The sequence below is a fragment of the Enteractinococcus helveticum genome (genome assembly GCF_001657475.1).
Classification (GTDB): domain Bacteria; phylum Actinomycetota; class Actinomycetes; order Actinomycetales; family Micrococcaceae; genus Yaniella; species Yaniella helvetica.
On the sequence record NZ_LXEY01000014.1, the window covers coordinates 55,541 to 76,425 of the forward strand.

A 20,885-nucleotide genomic window follows, 5' to 3' on the forward strand; every position below is an offset into this window, starting at 1 on the left:
TTTCGAAGAACTGTTCATGGCGCAATGGACATGGGCGGATACTGGGGATTACGGAAAAGTACAGCATTAGATACGTGCCTGCTGCGTCGTTGCGCACTCGTGACACACGGCCGTGAAGATCACCTCGGCCACTTCGATGGTCATATCCACGTGGGCTTCGGGCCGCAAGCACGGCGCCTCCCCGGTCACGCAGGCAACATCTTCGATTCGCCCGCAGTACCGACAGACTGCGTGATGGTGGTTGTCGTGGTCCTCGACTTCATAACGAGCCGGGGAATCGGGCAGTTCGAGTTTGCGTACTATGCCTGCTGCCACCAGGGAATTCATGACGAAGTACACCGACTGGATCGTAATCCTGGGAAGGTGCGGGCGGACTTCATCAAGAATGTCTTCGATGGTGCCGTGCGGTTTCTGAATTACGGCATCGATCACCGCAAGTCGCTGACGCGTTACGCGCAGTCCGGCGGCACGGAGCGCTTGACTCCAGTCGGTGGGTCGATCTCCGGCGAACGGAGAGTCATGATCTCCAGCTGCTGCCTTCATACCGCCATTATTACAATGGTGAATGGCTCGTAACAAGGGGCATTCCCCACACACTGCCTGAGAAGATACTGAACGAATCGCCCGACGTCGTGTCGACTTAGCCGAACGTCAAACGGACGAAGACGCCGCGGTCAACAGATTATGAACACAGTTCGGTGAACAACTTATTGCGTCTGGTCTGTCCGAGCCAGGGGATGACCGGGCGGGACATTCGTGACCTGATACAGGGCGCCGATAATATCTTCGGGGCTGCCCTGCAAGTTTTTGATGGTGATGGCATGCACGGGGACGCCGAAGATTTTCGTGTTGAATTTGAACGCCGTACGCATGGTGCGTGAGGACTCAATAATTCGCTGATACGCCTCAACATCACGCAGCTGAAACACTAAAAAGAGCTGCCGCTGATACTCGGCGATGTTGTATTGCTCAATCATGGACCAGGGCATCGTTGGTAATGGCCCCACGATTTGGGTCTGGTCGGTTACTCCGGCGGCGCTGAGAGCCAGAGCTGTGGTGTCCTTGTGCCCAAAATAGTTTTTGATCGCTCCGACGGCGATTGCTCCGAAGAACACCACCCCAATGATCCCAACGATGCACACGATCCAGGTGCGACCACTAGATGTTGAATCATTGAGCAGACTGGAGGCACTCAGCCAGAGCATCAGGGCTGAAACGATGACGAATGCGCCTGACCCGAATAACACCAACATCCGGCGGCCCTTTCGCCACGGAATGCGGATGACAGGTTCGGCAGCAACAGCATCGTAAGACATACCTGCAAACATTACCGCGACCCGGGTTTGAACGTACAAAAGATCAAGGCTGTTACTCTGCGCAAGTGTCGAACCTCTGCGACAATTCATAATGCCCGAAGGACATCTAGCATATGAATTTGCCCGATGTGGCGGTTTTCCACAGGGGTGGGGTGTAGACGGTGGTAGTGCACACGGGCAGGATTTTTCCTTATCGTGTCCTACCCTCTGACTAGGGTGGGGATATGGATACACAGGATGTGGCAGCAGGAAACGCGGTGCAGCGGACGATGGCGCTGCTAGGTTCGTTGCCGGATCCTGATTCCCAGGAGTCTTGTATTGATCGGCTCCAGTTGGTGGAGCAAGCCACCAGGATGCTGGCCGGCGATAAAGCCCAGACCACGTCCAGGTTTGTGGACTACCGCGAAGCTGATGAGGCCGCCGTGCGGGTCCCGACCTCCGATCGCCTCAAAGGCATTGAAGCAGAAGTGGGGTTGGCCCGCGGGGAATCCCCGTATGTGGGGGCGGCCCTGACCTCTACGGCCACGGCATTGACCACCGTGTTACCCCAGACGTTCGCGGCACTCAACGCGGGCCGGGTCAGTGAATACCACGCCCGGGTGGTCGCCGAACAAACCAGCCATCTTGCCGAAGCCCACCGCCGCGAGATTGATGCGGCCATCGCCCACCGGTTGGGTCAGGCCTCCACCACCCAGTTGCGTCGACTCATTCAAGGCCACGCCTACCGGTTAGACCGGGAGGCCGCCGAAGCCCGGGCCGAGCAGCATAAAGCCCGGCGCCGGGTCTGTCTGGATCCGGCCGGCGATGGGCAGGTGTATGTCACCGCTGAACTGCCCACCCACCAAGGCCTAGCAATCATGGACACGATCAAACAACTCACGGACAAACGCATCTCCGCGGGTGCGGCCCTCGACGAAGATGGCCAGCCGTTGACCCGGGATCAGGTCATGACCGATCTCTTCGTCGAACTGCTCACCGGGCAAACCACCGCCGATGGAGTCAGAGCCGAAGTTGTCGTGGTCATGCACGACACCACATTCCTCGGCGACGATAATCTACCCGCCTGGCTACTGGGACACGGCCCCCTGCCAGCCGGCACGGTCAAAGACTGGCTAGCTGATCCCCACGCCGCAACATTCTTCCGCCGGCTCTACACCCGGCCCACCGATGGGCAGCTGGTGGCCATGGACTCCCGAGCCCGCCGCTTCCCCGACGGGCTGGCCAAGATGCTGAAAATTCGTGAAGATACCTGTGCCACCCCCTGGTGTAATAGCCCGTTCCAAGAGTCTGATCATCGCATCCGTTGGGCTGACGGAGGGGCGACCGGTTGGACCAATGCCACCGGGCTCTGTCGACGCTGTAATCAGCGCAAAGAGCGCCGCGGTTGGTCTTACACCGGCACCTGCGATGAACTCACCGTCACCACCCCAACCGGACACGCCTACACCGTGGACACCCGACCACCCCTGGCCGAGATCAAACACTGGAACAGCGACCCACCCCCACTCGGCGCAATCGACATCGCCTGGGCCACCGCGGCCTGATCTCAACCTGCCCTCGCCGATCTGGCGAGCGGAGCCACTGTGGAAATAAACATACAAAAGTACCGGCCGTTGAAATCCAAAGGATCCCAACGGCCGGTACAAAAAATGTGTTTGTTAGGCGTCGATGCGCTGGCGCTTCGAAGAAATCTCGCCGGTATTGAAACCGGCCAGGTTTAGTCCACCGTGGAAGCGAGCGTGCTCAATTTTCACGCAGCGATCCATCACAACCTGCAGACCAAGGTCTTCGGCAACTTCAGCAGCTTCATCGGACCAGATGCCCAACTGTAGCCAGAAGTATTTGGCACCAATCTCGGCGGCCTCTTTTGCAATCTCTGGAGTATCGTCTGGACGACGGAACACATCGACCATATCGATCTCCACCGGGATATCGGCCAGCGACGCGTAGACCGGATGACCCAGAATGGTGCCACTCTTGCCCGCCAGGATCGGGTTGACGAAATAGACATCGTAGGTCGAGGACGACAGCAGGTAAGTCGCCACGAAATACGAGGCGCGCTCGAGCTTATCGGAGGCGCCCACAATAGCGATGGTCTTGGTGTCTTGAAGGATCTTCAGGCGCTCAACGGCGCCCGGTCCGACCCATTTGCGTTCAGTTACTACAGTCATCGATACTCCTTAGGCGTTTTTCATGGTTGCAGTCAACGCCTGGTCGAGGTCCCAAATGATGTCGTCGACATCTTCGATCCCCACCGAAATGCGCACCAGATCATCTGGAATACCAGCGGCAACCAGCTGCTCAGCAGACAGTTGCTGGTGGGTGGTCGAACCCGGGTGCAACATCAGGGTCTTGGCGTCCCCAATATTGGCCAGGTGTGATGCCAACTGTAGGTTAGACATGAAGTCAGCGGTAGCCTTACGACCCCCTTTCACACCAAAGCTGAATACCGAACCCACACCCAGCGGCAGCAATTCCTTACCGCGTTCGTAGTATGGGTTGTCTTCCAAGCCGGCGTAATTCACGTAAGCGATCCGGTCGTCTTCATCCAACCATTTGGCGACCTTCATCGCGTTGGCCAGGTGTTCATCCATGCGCTGTGGCAGAGTTTCCACACCAATCATCAGTTGGAATGCCGACTGCGCTGGCAGGGACGGACCAAAGTCGCGCAACTGTTCGTTGCGCAACTTGGTCAGGAAACCAAACTCACCGAAGTTGCCATACCAGGAAAGATTGTTATACGACGGGACCGGTTCGGTCATCAGTGGGAAGTTTCCGTTATCCCAGGGGAATTTTCCGGATTCAATGACGACGCCGCCCAAGGTGGTGCCGTGGCCGCCTAAGAATTTGGTGGCCGAGTGAATGACAATATCGGCACCGTGTTCTAACGGACGGATCAGGTACGGTGGCGTCAGCGTCGAGTCGACAATCAGCGGAATGCCGTGTTCGGCGGCCAATTCGCCCAGACCCTTCAGGTCCATGATCACGCTGGATGGGTTGGCCACGATCTCGGTGTAAATCGCCTTGGTATTCGGCTGGATTGCCGCAGCAAATGCCTCAACCTCGGTCGAGTCTACAAACGTGGTGTCAATGCCAAAGCGGCGCAGCGACACATCCAACTGAGTGACGGTACCACCGTAGAGTTTCGACGACGCCAGAATGTGGTCGCCGGAACCGGCTAGGGCGGCAAAGGTCACGAATTCCGCGGCCTGACCCGAAGCGGTGGCCACCGCACCGATGCCACCTTCTAGCGATGCGATGCGCTCTTCAAAAGCTGCCACGGTGGGGTTGGAGATCCGCGAGTAAATGCTGCCGTATTTTTGCAGTGCAAACAGGTCGGCGGCATCCTGCTGGGATTCGAAGACGAACGACGTCGTCTGATAAATCGGCACCGCACGTGAACCGTGCACCGCATCCGGCACGGCACCGGCGTGGAGGGCACGCGTACGAAACCCAAATTTGTGATCTGCCATGGCATCCTTTTCGTTGAATTCTCAGCATGAGACTATGGTCTGTGCCTATTGTCCTAAATCTGTGGCCAAGGCCATGCTGATATTACTTCGAGCTACAATTCATCCTCTGACAGCATACCCGCGGTCCGGGACGTCCTTGGGTTGCAGCTGCAGGGCAGTGCTACAAGGTCAGTGGAAGTCGATTTTCCCAACCGGTCCAAAATCACCCTCTTCGAACGATGTCTGGTGAATCGTGAGATGGTTTTCTAATGGAGAAGCCTTAAGAAAGCGGGCCTGCCATGTCTACATCAAACGACCAGCGACTGCGCGAGGTTATTGAGCAACTGCAGGCTGAGAATGCCCACCTTCGGGCGCGTGTGGAATCAGACCCAAGCACGCCACCTCCCGATGACGTCGACGCAGCCCATTGGAAGCGTGACAGCTGGGGATGGACCCTGCTGTCTACTATTTTGATCATCATCGGCGCATTATTGGCACCCATGGCACTTGTCAGCGCCTGGGCCGAGCGTCAACTGACTGATACAGATTATTTTGTGGAGACTTTTGCCCCGCTAGCTGATGACCCTGCGGTGCAAGCGTATATAGCCGATCAGGTCACGGCGGTAGTCAACGAGAATCTGGATGCATCTGAACTCACGACAGAGCTTTTTGACGGGATAGCAGAACTGGATCTGAGACCACAGGCAGAGTCGGCACTCTTAGCCCTCAAGGGTCCTGCTGCTCAGGCGATTGAATCGCTGGTGACCAGCACAGTAGAACGACTTGTTGGATCCCAACAGTTCTCGGATATTTTTGAGCGCGTAGTGCGCCGTGGCCATGTGCAAATGATTGCCACAATGCAGGGCGATCCAAACGCTGTCATTAATATTGAGTCAGACGGAACGATTGGCATTGAACTCGGCCCAATCGTGGCAGAAGTTAAAACTGCTTTGATTGACCGGGGCATTGGTATTGCAGAACGCATCCCCGAAGTGGACCGGACGATCGTCATTGCCAGTTCTGAAGCAGCACCCACCGCGCAGACGGTCTATGCGCTGACCACAGTGCTGGGTGTGTGGTTGCCGTGGGTCGCGCTAGTCTCTCTTACCGCAGGTGTGGTGGTAGCACGTCGACGTATGCGCGCACTGATCTGGGCGGCGATTGCTGTGGCGCTCACAGCGCTGTTGCTGCTTGCACTCATAGCTATCGGTAGACCACTGACGGTCAGTGCGCTGTCGATGATGCCTGCCGACACCGCAAATGCGCTGTATGAGACCACTGTCGAAACGATCAACCAAACTACTATCGCCCTGGTTGTATTAGCTGTGGTAGTCGCGATTGTGGCGTGGCTTACGGGGCCGTTTCGGGTCCCGCGCCGCTTACGAGCCGCTGGGGCATCGGCGGCAACGGCTATCCGAAGCATGGGGGAGGAACATCACTTAACGACGGGCTCAGTCGGAGAATGGCTATACAGAATGCGTGTTCCACTCTACGTACTGATCGCACTGGGTGGCGCAACGATTATTCTCGTCTTTCGCCCGCTGACACTCGGTGTCATCTTGAGCACCGCAGTGATCGCGCTCTTGCTCATTGTTATCTTGCAAGTCTTACAACGTCCGCCAGTCATCGAGGATCGGGGGCTGGCGGAGAAGGAGCTGAGCTGATACGTGGGATCGGATAACACAGAACGGACTCGCGCTACCCCTCCAAAACGGAAACGTGGTGGGCTGCGGTGGCTGTCGGGTTATCCGCTGGTGCTTGTTTTCATTGCAGGCTCATATTGGGTCACCGCTTTTCAAGACACGGACAACCTTCGAGCCATCGTATTGCTCATCCAATTGGTCACCGTGGCAATAGTGTTTCACACCGTTCGGTTACGACGATCTATTCAGCGGGTCTCCTGGTGGGTTCTTGGTAGCAGCATGGTCTTGAGTATCGCTGTGCTGATCAGCGGTTTGGTGAGTCAGACCCTTGATGTTGTGCTGGCTATCGCAGTGACCCTTGCCTATCTGGTAGCCCCAGTTGTCATACTTTCGACGGAGCTTCGCCGACAAAAAACCGATCAACAAACGTTGTTTGCGGTGGTCTGTACGTATCTCTTTATCGGAATGTTTTTCACATATTTCTATCACGCGCTCGCGCTTTGGACCCCAGAGCCGATTTTTGCAGGGGGCCAGCCGGATCACCTGACGAATATAGTGTTCTTCTCGTTTACTACGTTGACGACCATTGGGTACGGGAATATGATCCCCGCCGGTGCGGGTGTCCAGAGCATCGCAATTGGTGAAGCCATCACGGGACAGCTTTTTCTGATTATCGCAGTAGCCCATGTTGCATCAGGGTGGAGCCACGCGCTACGGAACCCGACTCAATAGGCAGACTATATAACCGTTGGTCTCGGGCAAACTCCTGAGGTATCAAAGCTGGCAGATGTGGTTCCCTGCAGCTGATGGTCGCCTGTTCAAAGCGCGACGTCACGTTGAATATCGTAGCGGTGCAAACATAGTTGGCGGCTCGCTCATGAGATCATGCAAGAACTCACGAGCGAGCCGGCGACCTGTTAAGCCATCGCTTTGGCTTTCAAGCTCTGGTACTCGGATTCGGTGATTGAGCCAGCAAGCAGTAACGCTTTAGCTTTCTCAATTTCGTCAGCCGGACTAGCGCCTGCAACGTGGCGGATGTATTGGTCTATTGCGTCCTTTGCTGCTAACCGGGCATGCTCGCTTCTTTCATGCATTCCTTCTCCGCGGACAATTACGTAGATAAGAAGCGTGATGATGGGTACAAAGATCAGCAAGACAAGCCATCCTGCCTTCGCCCAGCCATTCAACTCATGGTCGCGAAAGAGATCGCGAATCACCGTGAAGAGCGCAAAAAGGAAGGCGATGATCAGATAGACGAAAAAACACCACCAGAAAACTTCCCACACGGTATCTATAACAATCATGGCCACATCTCCTTTGGGATCATGGCCTCGGAGAATTCCTCGGCTATTTACTTTGTATTGGACTTCGGAATAGGATTCCACCCCCAGAACGGGTGATATCACGCCAGACCCAGCGCTTGTCTGGTCCTAGCCTGGGATCGCCTGATCGCTTCGAGTTCTGTGCTGCTCGTCAACGTTCACAGGTACTTTAACCTTGTTGCGGGTGTAAAATGAAGTACCTCTGAAGACCAATAAAAGTCCGGGGCTGGCCACTGTCAGCACCCTCACCATTCTAGATTTTTCGTACCTGCACAATCCTGTAGGGGCCTTATGACTATGAAAGTGAATGGATTACTCGATCGATACGATCTTCTCAGGGTCGAACTCAACGCATAAGGGACCTCTCGATGAAGTCTTTGTCAGGCCTATCTCGCCACATCATTAATCGCCCTCGACTCGCCTATCCTCTGGAACGTTTAATCACCGGAGAAAGCCGAGTCGTCACCATCTGGGCGGCGGCAGGATCTGGGAAAAGCACCTTACTTCGGCAATGGGCGCATGATGCAGCATCACGCAACGTGGACGTTCTCGTGGTTGACGGTCAGGCATTGTTCAACGGCTCCGCAGCATTGGCAGACCAAATCCACCGAGCCAACTCTGGTGATGAAGCATCACGGCAAAGCATTTGTATCGTGCAAGATGCTCACCGAATAACCACAGACACAAGCCGACACAGCCCGCTGTCAATCATGCACGGACTGCCTGCCAATGTTGGTCTGGTGCTCTCTGGACGGTATCAACCACCATGAAGCCATTCCTTGCTGCAGGCTCTCGGGGATGTGACTGGATTGCACATGGCCGACCTTGCATTTGACGAAACTGAAACGATCAGACTCGGTGAGAAGTACGGGCTTGCCCTCGACGAAACGGCTAATCAGCGACTCTTAGACGAGACCGGCGGCTGGGCAGCTGCGATCGTCACGGCGATGCAGCAATTGCGCGCCACCAACGATGTTGATGCGACAGACTTGCATATCAACGACGAGCAGACGACTACCGCCAAGTTATTAGAACACGAAGTGCTGGATTCGTTGAGCACCAAAGAGGCCACAGTGCTGACGAAGACGGCCATACGACACCACGTACCACGTGCACTAGCGGTGGCACTGACAGAAAATCCGACCGCGTGCGAAATTTTGGACCAGATCTCGCAGCGGATTTCCTTTGTCACTTCCCGGCGGGGCTACTACTACTTTCATCCCGTGCTGCTCAATTATCTTCAGTCCAACGCTGAGCTGCATGACACCAACACATTATTGCGGGCCCACGCGATCGCTGCTCAATGGCACTATCAACGTGGCGAAGCGGAACAAGCACTGGCCGAAGCCGCACTTTCACAGCAACCAAAGGTTATAACTTCAGCGGTTGACCGTTTTGGACTTGAACTCATCCTGCGGGGCAATAGTAGTCCGGTGCTGCAGGCAGTAGAACGCCTGCCTTCTGAAACGCCTCACCTTATGGTCATTGTGACGCACCTTCTTCTTGAACTCCCAGATTTCGTCGACACGATGCAGGTCTCCCACCTGTTCGATCAAGCGTTGACTGAGGCACGCCCCATTCGGCTGACAAACAACAAATGGTTGGCTGCCGTGCTGGCATTGCAGTGCTTTCAGAAAGATTCGCGGGTTCCGCTGAATGATCGGCTCACTCGCCTTCGAGGTTTTAACATCACCATCCTGCGTCGGAGAGAGCTGGCATTGGATGCCCTCATCAGCACTGCCGAGGCATGGGGCATGAGTCAGCTGGGCGAGACTCAGAAAGCCCAGAAGATGCTGCGTGATGTGCGCATTACTACAAAACGTGCCGGATATACATGGTTATATCTTTTGGCGACCCAATTGGCCATTGATATAGCCAACCAGACGGGTGATTGGCATATAGCGGCAGCGTGCGAGGAAGAACTTGATGCCGTCACGAGCCGCTACACTCAACGTGTCGGAGACCGTGTCAATGCCATAGCTGCCATTATGATTGCTAAACGGTCATTTCGCCTCGGTGAGCCCCTACCGGCCGATAGCCTTGAGCGGATTATCGCCGATGACGCAGACGGTCCCATGTTTGGGCTGGATGTCCTGGCCGCAGCGCTGCTCAATTTCCCTGAGCTCGACTCGGTTGACAATCCGCGTCCCGCGTTGGAAACACTGGACCGACTGGCGGGCGCACATGCCATGTACAGTCCGCAGCTGTTTTCAATAGTTGCGCTGCGGATGGTCGATGTAGCGCTTCGGCTTGATGGTCGGCAGCGGGCCACAGAGATGGCCGAGAGGTTTGCTGTTGCCCTTGGGCCTGAGTGTGTGGAATCAAAGACCATACGTTTTCTTCTCAGACGTTCCAATCGAGCTGGTGACCCCGCGGAATCCGAGTTGATCGCGGCAATTGATCCAAAAGGCAGTTCGTGGCACACGAATTCCTCGATGACAGCCTGGCACGCGGGCGCCTCGGTTGCCGCCTGGCTTTTGCTGGCCCGCGCAGCTGAGAGCCAAGGAAGACACGATGAGGCAACAGCTCGGTTGCTCAATAGCTTGCGGGATGCCCACCGCGTGCAAGTAATCCAACCTTTTGCGGCGTTTGAAGCTGCGGGGGCAAAGATGCTTGCCTCTCGAGCTGGAAGATTGGGGCCGCTCGAAGATTTTGCCGTCCAGATTCGCCAACGCGTCACAGAGCTTTACCCGGTGTCAGCATCTCAAGGAGCGCCAAAGGACCTGCTGACCGCACGTGAACACGAAATTCTTCATGAACTACCGCTGTATCAAAGTGTCAGCGAAATCGCGTATCAGAAGACACTGAGTGTGAACACGGTGAAATCACATTTGCGCAATATTTATCAGAAACTCGACGCCACCGGGCGTAGCGAAGCGGTTGCTAAAGCGCGCCACTATGGTCTGCTGTGAGGCCTGTGGTTTCTTGCTTCTCTGTCAATGCGCGAGTATCGCGTGGTAGTGTCCGATCATGACGACCTTTGTCGCAACAGTTGACCACGCCGAAATCGTGGCACAGCTACTGTGGGATTTCAACACCGAATTCGACGCCGAGACCCCAACTGTCCAGGACTTCGCGCAGCGGTTTCGTCACCTGTTGGGCCGCGACGATGTGCTGGTGCTGTTGGCCGAGTCTGCCGAGGAACCCGCTGGCTTTGCGATGCTCACCTTCCGGCCGACCCCATATTGCGACGGTCCACTGGCCTATCTAGAGGAACTCTATGTCCGCCCGGCGCTGCGCGATGCCGGAATCGGCACCCGTTTGCTGCAATTCGCACTCGACGACGCCCTGGCCCGCGGCTGCTGCGAAATGCATATCGGTGTAGACGCCGTCGACACGGATGCCCGCCGATTCTATGAGCGCCACAGCTTTTCCAACCTGGAACCCGACACCGGCACGCAGATGCTGTTATATCTGCGCGAACTGTGACATCAGCTGACGGGGGAGCACTTAGGGCCTACCCAGCGGCGCCAGTTAGACTCGATAGTCATGACGACGCCAGAGTCCAAACCCCAACGGCAGCCCTCCAGTTCCCAAAACCCGCCACAGCTTCATGAATCCAACTTCTGGACGACGGGCAAGGGCGTGCTGACCATTATTGGGATCGCGGTGGCCGCAACCGCCGTCGTCATCACGTTTATTTTTTCTACGCTCAGCAACGACAACGAATTCGGCCAACCGGCCACCTACAGCGATGTCCCGACCGACTCGGTATGTGGGCTGGGCGGGGTGGCGCTGGAGGGGTCGATCGCCGATACTCCGGATGCACAATGGGTCGAATACCGCGGAGTCTGGCTGCCCACCTCGCAAGAATATGGTCCGGGGGATGATGGTTCCGAGGGTGAATTTAGCTGTTTTGAACACTCACCGCGCGGCATGTTGTTTGCCGCCTCGGCCTACACCGGCCAGCTGACCAACCCGGCCTCTTGGGAAGGCGACCTGCAGCTGTTTGCCGGCGAGCACGCCGAGGCACACCGCGCGGAAGCCCAAGAGCTGTTCACCACGGTGTTTTCGGAAGCCGACACCGCGCTGGGTGGCTTCCGCCTGGTTAACTATGACGGCCAGACCGCGCAGATCGATATGGCGGTCACCTCATTTGATGGCTCCGAAACCTCCCGGACCTCGGTGTTACTGAATATGGTCTGGGCGCAAGGCGACTGGAAGATCGATGCCACCGACACCGAGCTAGGGATCACGCTGAGTCCGCTGCCGGATCTGATCGGATATCAGCACTGGTCGGCCTAGTGGCCATTGCTCGCACCGGGTAGATCGTGTACACCAGAAGTTATGGATATCCAGGTGCGCCCCCGATCCCCACGACCTCGACTTGCGGTACTGAGCGGGTCCGCCGTGCTGGGCTTGGTTTTGGCCGCCTGCGGCAGTGCTGATGCCGAGGTCGAGTCCACGGACCCTCCGATTCCGCACCAGAATTTCGTCTCCCGGCCCGATCTGCAACCTCCGGAATTTGAATTCTCCCAGGGTCCGGCCTGGACCCAACAGTACGCGGAATCTGACGAATACTTCTTTCTCACGGTCGACTACGACACCGCAACCCCCGCTAGCGCGGCGATGATCGTCGATGCTCGCGGCGAGCTCGTGTGGATGGACCCGTCCAAACGCCACATCAACGACCACGGCCACTTTGATCTGCGCCCCCAGCAATACCAAAACCAAACCATCCTGACCTACTTCAAGGGGCCAGCCGACATCGGGTATGGCTACGGCGACATCTTCCTCATGGATGACACCTATCAGGTCTTCGATGCGGTCACGACCGGCGGCTCGATACCCCCGCACGAGACTGATTTCCACGACGCCGTGATCACCGACGACCAGACCATGTTGATCCTGGCCTACCACCGAAAACCCGCCGACCTCTCCGAGTTCGGCGGCCCCGAGGACGGGTGGGTGCACGACGGCGTCATCCAGGAAGTCGACATTGACACCGGCGAGGTGGTCTTTGAATGGAGCGCACTGGACCATATTCCGCTCACCGATGGATTGTTAGATTTTGAAGTAGAAGCTGCAGCCGATGCGGAAGAAGACCAGCCCGAACTCGGCACATTCGATAATGCCTTTGACTACTTCCACATCAACTCGGCCACACTGGATGACGACGGCGCCATCCTGACGTCAGCCCGGCACACGAATGCGGTATATAAAATCGACCGCAATTCCGGTGACGTCCAATGGATCCTGGGTGGGACCTCGAGCGATTTTGACCTGGACGACGACGCCGTATTCGCCTGGCAACATACCGCGGCCCGAGATGACGATGGCACGATCACGCTCTTCGATAACCACGCTCGCAATGCCGATGGCGATCAGTCCTCTCGCGGGCTACGCCTAGACGTTGATGAAGACGCTATGACGGCCAGTGTGGTCACCGAATATCTCCCCCGGGATGAGCGCCCGGCCGGTTCCATGGCCAACACCCAGCCATTAGACAACGGCAATATGTTCATCGGCTGGGGCCAACAACCCTACTTTTCTGAATTTACCCGGGACGGCGAACTGATCTACGAATTTTGTCACGGCGATGCCTGCCATGACGGCACCGGGGGCGGCGGTGGCAGCTATCGTGCGTATAAGGGCACCTGGGAGGGTCATCCGACCACAAATCCGGCCGTAGTTGTACAACAAAGTACCCAGGGCGAAGACCATGTGTACGTTTCGTGGAACGGTGCCACCGAGGTGACCCAATGGCGCCTTGTGACCGGGCAAAATGCTCAGAGCGCGACCCAGGCCGCCGTCGTCGGGAAGACGGGATTCGAAACGGCCATCCCGCTTGAAACTTCAACCGATTACCTTGCTGTTGAGGCACTGGATGCCGAAGGCGAGGTGTTAGGCACCGGCACACCAACCCCGTGATGCTGGGCTGACCAGTAGATTTCTTTGTGACAATGGATTCCCTAGGATGGGTAGACTGACCACCTGCAGAACCACGTGGAAAGGATAGCAGCGCATGTCGGATAACACAGATGACCGCAAATCCACCGACCCGGACCTACCGCCCGAAGATGTAGAGCAACCCGCGGTAAAAACTGATCCAGAGGTCGATGAGGAAGTCCAAGACCTCAAGGCCCAAGACCGTTCCGATGTGCTGCCGCGGGACATCCAGATCCGCAACCTGGACTCCGATGACACCACCACCCTGAAACTGCTGCGTCAAGGCGTGCGGTTGAAACGCGGCCTGATTACTCCGCGCGTGTTTTACCCGGCGATCATCGTGTTAGCACTCACCGCCACCATTTCCATCGTCTTTCCGGATGCCTCGGGCAGGGCCCTGCTGGGTGCCCAATCCTGGATCGTGGACACCCTGGGCTGGTACTACATTCTGATCATGTTCGGGTTTATTATCTTCTGCCTGTTCGTGGCGTTATCCAAATACGGCAGGATCAAACTCGGCGATCCCGATGATCAACCAGAATTCTCCCGCGGTGCTTGGTTCTCGATGCTCTTTGCCACAGGTATGGGCATCGGGCTGATCTTCTACGGCGTTGGCGAACCGCTCACCTATGCAACCGTGGACCCCAAACCCGGCTGGGAGGGCACCCCCGAAGAGCTCGCCCAAATGGGTATGGCCCAAACGTTTTTACACTGGGGCTTACACCCCTGGGCGGTCTACGGGGTACTAGGACTCGGGGTGGCCTATACGATCCACCGCCGTGGTCGGCCCGTGTCGATCCGCTGGGTATTTGAACCCTTGATCGGCGCCAAACGCGTCAAAGGTTGGATGGGCGACGTCGTCGATGTGTTAGCGATTTTCGGCACCATGGCCGGTGTTGCCACCTCCCTGGGGTTGGGTGTGCAACAGATCGCCACGGGTCTGCAACACCTGGGTGTTGTGGATCAAGCCGACAATACGCTGTTGATCATCCTGATCATCGCCATCACGTTCATTGCAACTGCTTCGGTGGTGTCCGGTGTCGGCAAGGGGATGAAATGGATCTCGTCAATCAACCTGTCGTTGGCCGGGGTGCTGACCATCTCCGCACTACTGCTGGGCCCCACCCTGTTTCTGGTCGAGAATTTCATTGAATCACTGGGCGTGTGGCTGGCGAACTTCTTTGAAATGTCGTTTGACATCGGCGCCTACGCCGGACCGGAAGGCAGGGCCTGGTACTCGACCTGGACCCTGTTCTACTGGGGCTGGTGGATCGCCTGGGCACCCTTCGTTGGTATCTTTATCGCCCGGGTATCGCGCGGTCGGACCATCCGAGAATTCATTATCGGCGTCATGCTGGTCCCCACCCTGGTCGGCATGCTGTGGTTCGGGGTGCTGGGTGGTTCCGGTATTTACCGCCAACTCTTCGGCGAAGGGGATCTGGTCACCGACGGCGAAGTCTCACCTGAAGGATCGCTATTCGCCGTGCTCCAAGACCTGCCCCTGGGGACCGTATTTTCGATCATCGGGATTGTCCTGGTGGTGCTGTTCTTCATCACCTCATCCGACTCCGGATCCCTAGTCCAAAACATGCTCACCGCCGGTGGCCACCCGAATCCGCCGACATGGTCGCGCATCTTGTTCTCGGTATTAGAAGGTGCCATTGCGATCGGTCTGCTGCTCGCCGGTGGACTTGAAGGCCTGCAAGCCGCCTCCCTGGCCACCGCGTTACCGTTTTCGATCATCATGGTGTTCATGGCGATCGCGGTGTATCGCGGGCTGCGACTCGACTCGGCCCTGGCAACCCAAGCCCAACTGGAACGTCGTATGAAATTGTTCTCTGAACACGTCGGCGACGTCTACCAGCTGAATGAGGAGCTGGCCCATGCCAGCCGTCGCGGCCCCGACGGCGAACCCATTGACTACCGGATCTCTGCGACCACCGGGCCGCGTCGTCGTGGCAATACCGGCATGCGCATGCGCGATCTCCGCAAGGTCAAGGACGAACGCCCCGGCTCTACACCATCAGAAGGCAAGCATCGTGGAGCCGCCGACGACGACTAGTCAGCCACGGCAACAGTTTCGGGTTGCTCGGCGTGGGGCTTCGGGCGGAAGAAGATGGCTCCGATGACCGGAATGAGCATCAGCACTGCACCCCAGATCAGGGCGTTGTGCATGCCGGTCATCTGCGCGTCCAGTGGGTCTTCACCCTGGCCCGCGCCGACCACCGCGGCCACCGACATGACGGTAATGTACAGGGCAGTACCACCGGCTGCGGCTACCTGCTGCAGCGTGGAAAAGATCGCCGAACCATGCTGATACAGCCCGCCCGGCAGCGCGGACAGCGCCGACGTCATTAACGGTCCCATCATCATTCCGATGCCTACTGCCATCAGAATATTCCACAAAATCACCGACCACAGGGGACTTTGTGTATGCAGAGTCACCATGCCCCACAGGCCGGTCGCTGCAATCAGCGAACCGGGGATCAGCAGTGGGCGGGCGCCGACGGCGTCGAACATGCGTCCCACAAAGATACCCAGCACACCCATCAGCACGCCCGAGGGCAGCATAACCATGCCGGCAACCTGGGCGTCAAAGCCCAGGACCTGTTGGATGTAAATGGGCAGCACAATAAACGTGCCGAACATGGCCATTGAGGAAATGATGGTCAGCATGATGGCAAATGCGTAGGTTGGCACGGCGAAGACGCGGATGTTGAGAAACGCGTTCTGGCCCAGGGTCAGCTGGCGCAACACGAAGATGATCAGGCAGGTGCCACCGATGACCAGTGGGATCCAGGCCGGAATGAACGCCACCCCGCGGGCGGCTTCACCCAGTGAGCTCAGCCCATAGATCAGGCCAGAGAAACCGACGGCGGACAAGATGACCGAGAGGATATCCAGTTGCATGGCTCGGGTTTCGGTGATGTTGCGCATCAGCGCCCCGCCGATTACCAGGGTGAGGACGGCGATGGGCAGCACGGTCCAGAACATCCAGCGCCAGTCGAGCTGTTCCAAAATGATGCCACCCACGGTTGGGCCCAGGGCCGGTGCGGCTGAGATGACCATGCCGACGATTCCCATCACGCGGCCGCGCTTTTCAAACGGCACCAGGTTTAACACGGTGGTCATCAGCAGTGGCATCATGATGGCTGTGCCGATGGCCTGGATGACACGACCGACCACCAAGAGCAAGAAGACCGGTGCCATGGCTGCCACAACGGTGCCGATGGTAAAAATGGCCATCGCGGCCAGGTAGACGCTGCGGATCCTGAACCGGGTCAGGATCCAGCCGGTGGTGGGAATGATCACGGCCATGGTGAGCATAAACGCGGTGGTGACCCATTGGACGGTGGCTTCGGTGATGTTGAACTCAACCATGAGCCGGGGCAGTGCCACCGACATGATGGTTTCGTTGAGGATGACCACGAACGCGGCGACCGACAGGATAGCGATCACGCGAAACGGGCTAGCGGGTTGCGTCGTGGGTTGGGACATGACCGCACTGACCTTTCAGCAGGTGTAAGAAATGACAAAAAGGTACCCACCGGGTGTGGTGAGTACATTGAAGGCGGTGAACCCTGCCAGAAGTTGTGCAGGCCTCGTCAGGGAGCCTGACGAAAGTTCACCCCTTGATCCAACACGAAAACCGCTAATCCTGCAAATCTTTGCCCGTGGTCTCGGGTGCCAGGATGAACATGGCGACGACGGCCAGCACCACCGTGGCCGCTGCGAAGGTAAATGCCCCGGTCAGTCCGAAGGCCGGGACGAGGTGGGTGACGAAGATCAGCGGCCCGATGCCCGCTGAGATGCGCGATACCGCCGATGCCCAGCCGAAGCCCGAGGACCGCAGGCTTGTGGGGTAGAGCTCCGAGGCGTAGGCGTACATGACCGGGATGGCGATCTGGATGATCAGCCCGTAGACCAGCACCAGCGGGAGCACAGCAGCCGGGACGTGAAGGAATGCCGCGACGATGACCAACAGAATGGAGCCGGTGACTGCCGCGACGGATAGCAGGGGTTTGCGGCCGGTGGTCTCAACCAGCACGGTGGCGATCAGTGCACCCACCAGGCCGATGGCGGCCATGCCACCGGTGGTCAGAAATGCCTGAGTTTGGGCAAAACCGGCGTCCATGAGGAAGGTTGGCAGCCACTGCAGGGAGACGTAATAGACGAACATGACGGTCAAAAACAATAGCCAGATGGCCAGGGTTGTGCGCCAGGAAAACGACCAGACGCGTCGGAGTTGGTCGATGACGGCGCCGGCCGACATTTTGGGAATGTCTTGCATTGTGTCGAGTCGGTAGGCCACGGGTTGGGCACCGGTGGCCTTGACGAGTCCATCGATGACCTCGCGCGCCTTATCGTGTTGGTTCGTTCGGATCAGGAACATGGGCGATTCGGGGATCCACAGGCGCACAAAGATCAGCAGGATGGCCGGTAAGACCATGACCAGTAGTGGTGGACGCCAGTCGGCCCAGATGGTCACAAGCCACGCGGAGACGAACCCGGCCAGCGCGGCACCGACCGGCCACCAGGCGTCCATGGCGGTGAGTACTCGGCCGCGGTGTTTGCGCGGGGTAAATTCCCCCACCAGGGCATAATCGACCGGGATCGCTCCACCTAATCCGAAGCCGGCCAGAAATCGCAGGATGGCAAAGACCACCAGGTTGGGCGCAAAGACTCCGGCGATCGTGAAGGCCGCGAACACGGCGATGGTCGCCGAAAATGCGGCTTTGCGACCGATGCGGTCGGCGATGGTCGCCCATACGAAGGCGCCCAGGGCCATGCCCAGCAAGTTGGCCGTCCCAATCCAGGCTGCTTGGCCAGGTGCTAGGTTCCATTCTTCGGATAACAATGGGATGAGGACCCCATTGAGGGAAACATCCCAGGCATCGAACATGAAACCCAGGCCGCCGATAATAAAAATGCGGCCCTGGACATTCCATTTCCACGGAAGAGACTGAACGACTTCGCTGCCGGATGGCACGTATTGGGTTTGGCTCACACCTTCATCGTAATCCGCCGGAGCATAGCCCGCAGATGGTGTGCGTTACGAATACTTGAGAATGCGCGCAATAGTCTTATTCTGCGGGCGCGACGGCGGCCGTAAAGATCTCCAGCGCTCGTTGGGTGGCGGCGTCGTTGAATTGCTGCTCGGCGTCGTCTTCGAGTTCATCGGCAATAACCTGCGGGGGATAGGCTGCCGCGTAGCGCAGGAAGATGTCATTGGAGACGACGTCGATCATGCGCCCAGTGAGCTGATTGGACGCCACGACCTGCCAGGTGTGGACCTCAACTGGGCGGCCGCCAGCTTCTGCGGAGGTGACGTCGTGTGCGATCGCGTTTTCGTATTCTTCAACGCACGAGGTGTCAGTGTGTTCGTACGCTTCGTGGAGTTGTGCTGAGCTGGCGTCGTCGTTGGCGTAAAACATGGTGACGGTTTCTCCGCTGGAGTGCTCATCCAAATTGGCGTCTGTCTCAAAGGTCGCGCGCACACTGGCGGGCTGGGCATCCAGCAGGAGGGTATATTGTGCGGCACCGGCTTGCTGACAGAGGTCTGGGTCCTCGGTGCCAGATAATGCAGAAGCCATCGCGTAAATATCCGGCCACTGTTCTTCCATGGTCATGACCTGGGTGACATCAAAATCGGTTTCCAAGGTCTCCGCGAGTGCGGTTTCTTGTGGGGTTTCTGCGGGTGCTTCAGGGACATCCAGATCCGATTGGCCACCCCCGCCGTTGGGGGATTCGGCGTCATCGGAGGAACAACCGGCCAATAGTAGACCGGCGGTCAGGCCGATTGCGGTGGCACGAAGCAGAAAGGAACCAGAGATCGTCATGTCTTCAGTCTAAACACTGCGCGCAGGTGAAGCTGACAGTGCGAACCGGGCCCGGCTGTGTCAGGGGTTTATGGTTCGATGATGCGCTCGGAGGTGTCGTGGGCTGGGCGCAGGTTGCCAATGTCGCTGAGCCGTAACGGGGTGAAGTGCCCGGAGGTTTCGGCCTCGATGACGCGGGCGGTGACGCAGACGTGGTCGCCGCCGTCGTCCAGCATGGAAATTTGTTCCACGATCATGCGATTTGGCAGCGCCGTAAGCAATGGCACCTCGTGGCGCATCTCGACTTCGAGCCCGGCGAATTTGTCGGTGTGTTGGCCGGATATGGTCGCAAAGTGTTCGGCCCATGCGAGGTCATCTTGGGCGAGGAAATGCACGGCGAACCGGTTGGCCAGCAGCCCGATCTTATAGGTGTGGTTGGCCTTGGACAACCAGATGTTGTAGTGCTGGGGCTTCATGCTGGCCTGGGTGTGATAGCTCACCAGGCACCCGGCACGAACGTTTTCTGCCGCGGTCGTGACGACGATCAACGACGTGTTTTCTGAGCTCATCAGGGTGGCAAAGGGATTACTCATGGTTGGGATCCTCGTCTCGGAGGGCTTCGTAGCGCAAGAACAGGGTGTGATCTTCGCCCATGACGTGTTGGAGTTGAAACCGGCTGATGCCCGCGCCGTCGGGCCTGAGACTGACCGGCAGATTATCGCCACCCATGACCGGGGCGATCGATAATAATAGCTCATCGAGCCGATCGGCGGCCACGAGCTCGCCTAATAGGGTCGGCCCACCTTCACACAACACGACCTGATAGCCGCGTTGGGCAAAAGCCTGCAGTGCGGCGTCGGGCTCAACACGATCTTTGCCGGCAAAGATGATCTCGGCGTGCTGTTGTGCTTCAGCCAGTGCAGCAGGATCGGCTGACTCACCGGTGATGATCATTGTCTTGGCGTGCTCCGGTGCTTCGCGAAATAGTTTGAGTTTCCAATTCAGTTCCAGACTGCCACTGACGATCGCCACCGGGGGAGTGGGCGGTTTGCCCGCTGCTTGGCGTGCGGCCATGGCTTCATCGGATAATCGCACCAGCCCATAGCCCTCTTTTCGGACCGTCTCTGCTCCGACCAGCACGACATCGGCGATTTGGCGCATCCGTCGAAAGAGATCTTGGTCGACGTCGGTGGATAACGCGCCGACCTTGCCGCCAATGGCCGCGGTACCATCCAGGCCCGCGACCATGTGTCCAGCGACCCAGCATTCATGGCGCGGAGCACTGCGGTCCACCGCCAGATAGGTGGCCATTGGGTCATCTAAGGTGTTGCCAGGTGAAAGAATTTTCATGCTGCCAGTGTACGAATCCGGCCTGGGTACTGTCTGTGCTTGACCAACGCCCAATCATCCTGATCTCACGTAAGCGAAGCGTCTGGTAAAGGAC

Annotated in this window: 19 protein-coding genes; 9 read left to right on the plus strand and 10 right to left on the minus strand. The window is 57.7% G+C overall.

The genetic code is table 11. The features are described from left to right. Window positions 1–66: 66 nt before the first annotated feature. Window positions 67–543: a Fur family transcriptional regulator gene (locus tag A6F49_RS04565; RefSeq protein ID WP_043057239.1), complete on the minus strand. Its 477-nt coding sequence runs from the start codon at window positions 541–543 to the stop codon at window positions 67–69. 164 nt (window positions 544–707) lie between these two features. Continuing rightward, window positions 708–1,316, minus strand: a complete 609-nt coding sequence (locus A6F49_RS04570) for an STM3941 family protein (protein WP_043057238.1) — start codon at window positions 1,314–1,316, stop codon at window positions 708–710. Between the two features lie 224 nt (window positions 1,317–1,540). Between A6F49_RS04570 and A6F49_RS04575 the strand changes: the two genes are divergently transcribed. Next, window positions 1,541–2,860 (plus strand): HNH endonuclease, encoded by a 1,320-nt coding sequence (locus A6F49_RS04575; RefSeq protein WP_052504744.1) that lies wholly within the window; start codon window positions 1,541–1,543, stop codon window positions 2,858–2,860. 114 nt (window positions 2,861–2,974) lie between these two features. On the opposite strand, the gene A6F49_RS04580 is transcribed toward A6F49_RS04575, so the two are convergent. Both A6F49_RS04580 and A6F49_RS04585 read right to left on the minus strand, forming a co-directional pair. Continuing rightward, the gene (locus tag A6F49_RS04580; RefSeq protein ID WP_043057237.1) at window positions 2,975–3,487 is read right to left on the minus strand and encodes a CoA-binding protein; all 513 of its coding nucleotides are present in this window, start codon (window positions 3,485–3,487) and stop codon (window positions 2,975–2,977) included. Window positions 3,488–3,496: 9 nt separating this feature from the next. Beyond that, on the minus strand, window positions 3,497–4,789 hold the full coding sequence (locus A6F49_RS04585) for an O-acetylhomoserine aminocarboxypropyltransferase/cysteine synthase family protein (protein ID WP_043057236.1): 1,293 nt from the start codon (window positions 4,787–4,789) through the stop codon (window positions 3,497–3,499). A 278-nt stretch (window positions 4,790–5,067) separates the two neighbouring features. On the opposite strand from A6F49_RS04585, the gene A6F49_RS04590 reads away from it, so the two are divergent. Both A6F49_RS04590 and A6F49_RS18820 read left to right on the plus strand, forming a co-directional pair. Beyond that, a complete protein-coding gene (locus A6F49_RS04590; RefSeq protein ID WP_043057235.1) occupies window positions 5,068–6,432 on the plus strand; it encodes a hypothetical protein in 1,365 nt (454 codons plus the stop codon). A gap of 444 nt (window positions 6,433–6,876) precedes the next feature. After that, the gene (locus tag A6F49_RS18820) at window positions 6,877–7,143 is read left to right on the plus strand and encodes an ion channel (protein ID WP_407643828.1); all 267 of its coding nucleotides are present in this window, start codon (window positions 6,877–6,879) and stop codon (window positions 7,141–7,143) included. A gap of 185 nt (window positions 7,144–7,328) precedes the next feature. Here A6F49_RS18820 and A6F49_RS04600 read toward each other — a convergent pair whose 3' ends face one another. Then, window positions 7,329–7,715, minus strand: a complete 387-nt coding sequence (locus A6F49_RS04600; RefSeq protein ID WP_043057233.1) for a PLDc N-terminal domain-containing protein — start codon at window positions 7,713–7,715, stop codon at window positions 7,329–7,331. A 386-nt stretch (window positions 7,716–8,101) separates the two neighbouring features. Between A6F49_RS04600 and A6F49_RS04605 the strand changes: the two genes are divergently transcribed. The 6 genes from A6F49_RS04605 (at window position 8,102) to A6F49_RS04630 (ending at window position 15,684) form a co-directional block, all read left to right on the plus strand. Further along, the gene (locus tag A6F49_RS04605) at window positions 8,102–8,503 is read left to right on the plus strand and encodes an ATP-binding protein (RefSeq protein ID WP_043057232.1); all 402 of its coding nucleotides are present in this window, start codon (window positions 8,102–8,104) and stop codon (window positions 8,501–8,503) included. 45 nt (window positions 8,504–8,548) lie between these two features. Beyond that, the gene (locus tag A6F49_RS04610) at window positions 8,549–10,645 is read left to right on the plus strand and encodes a helix-turn-helix transcriptional regulator (protein ID WP_043057231.1); all 2,097 of its coding nucleotides are present in this window, start codon (window positions 8,549–8,551) and stop codon (window positions 10,643–10,645) included. A 58-nt stretch (window positions 10,646–10,703) separates the two neighbouring features. After that, a complete protein-coding gene (locus tag A6F49_RS04615; RefSeq protein ID WP_043057230.1) occupies window positions 10,704–11,162 on the plus strand; it encodes a GNAT family N-acetyltransferase in 459 nt (152 codons plus the stop codon). A gap of 60 nt (window positions 11,163–11,222) precedes the next feature. Further along, the gene (locus A6F49_RS04620) at window positions 11,223–11,978 is read left to right on the plus strand and encodes a hypothetical protein (protein ID WP_043057229.1); all 756 of its coding nucleotides are present in this window, start codon (window positions 11,223–11,225) and stop codon (window positions 11,976–11,978) included. Window positions 11,979–12,020: 42 nt separating this feature from the next. Continuing rightward, window positions 12,021–13,604: an arylsulfotransferase family protein gene (locus A6F49_RS04625; RefSeq protein ID WP_043057228.1), complete on the plus strand. Its 1,584-nt coding sequence runs from the start codon at window positions 12,021–12,023 to the stop codon at window positions 13,602–13,604. A 94-nt stretch (window positions 13,605–13,698) separates the two neighbouring features. Further along, window positions 13,699–15,684: a BCCT family transporter gene (locus A6F49_RS04630; protein WP_067605598.1), complete on the plus strand. Its 1,986-nt coding sequence runs from the start codon at window positions 13,699–13,701 to the stop codon at window positions 15,682–15,684. Here the strand turns inward: A6F49_RS04630 and A6F49_RS04635 are convergent. The 5 genes from A6F49_RS04635 to A6F49_RS04655 all read right to left on the minus strand — a co-directional run bounded on the left by A6F49_RS04635 (window position 15,681) and on the right by A6F49_RS04655 (window position 20,791). Beyond that, window positions 15,681–17,120, minus strand: a complete 1,440-nt coding sequence (locus A6F49_RS04635) for an MDR family MFS transporter (protein WP_043057227.1) — start codon at window positions 17,118–17,120, stop codon at window positions 15,681–15,683. The two genes, A6F49_RS04630 and A6F49_RS04635, sit on opposite strands and share 4 nt — an antisense overlap. Before the next feature lie 154 nt (window positions 17,121–17,274). After that, the gene (locus A6F49_RS04640; RefSeq protein ID WP_043057226.1) at window positions 17,275–18,630 is read right to left on the minus strand and encodes an MFS transporter; all 1,356 of its coding nucleotides are present in this window, start codon (window positions 18,628–18,630) and stop codon (window positions 17,275–17,277) included. Between the two features lie 76 nt (window positions 18,631–18,706). Then, on the minus strand, window positions 18,707–19,462 hold the full coding sequence (locus A6F49_RS04645) for a hypothetical protein (protein WP_043057225.1): 756 nt from the start codon (window positions 19,460–19,462) through the stop codon (window positions 18,707–18,709). Window positions 19,463–19,530: 68 nt separating this feature from the next. Continuing rightward, entirely contained in the window at window positions 19,531–20,034 is a 504-nt protein-coding gene (locus A6F49_RS04650) for a flavin reductase family protein (protein WP_043057224.1), read from the minus strand. Then, on the minus strand, window positions 20,027–20,791 hold the full coding sequence (locus A6F49_RS04655; protein ID WP_043057223.1) for a dihydrofolate reductase family protein: 765 nt from the start codon (window positions 20,789–20,791) through the stop codon (window positions 20,027–20,029). The genes A6F49_RS04650 and A6F49_RS04655 overlap by 8 nt, the downstream gene beginning before the upstream one ends. Window positions 20,792–20,885: the final 94 nt, after the last annotated feature.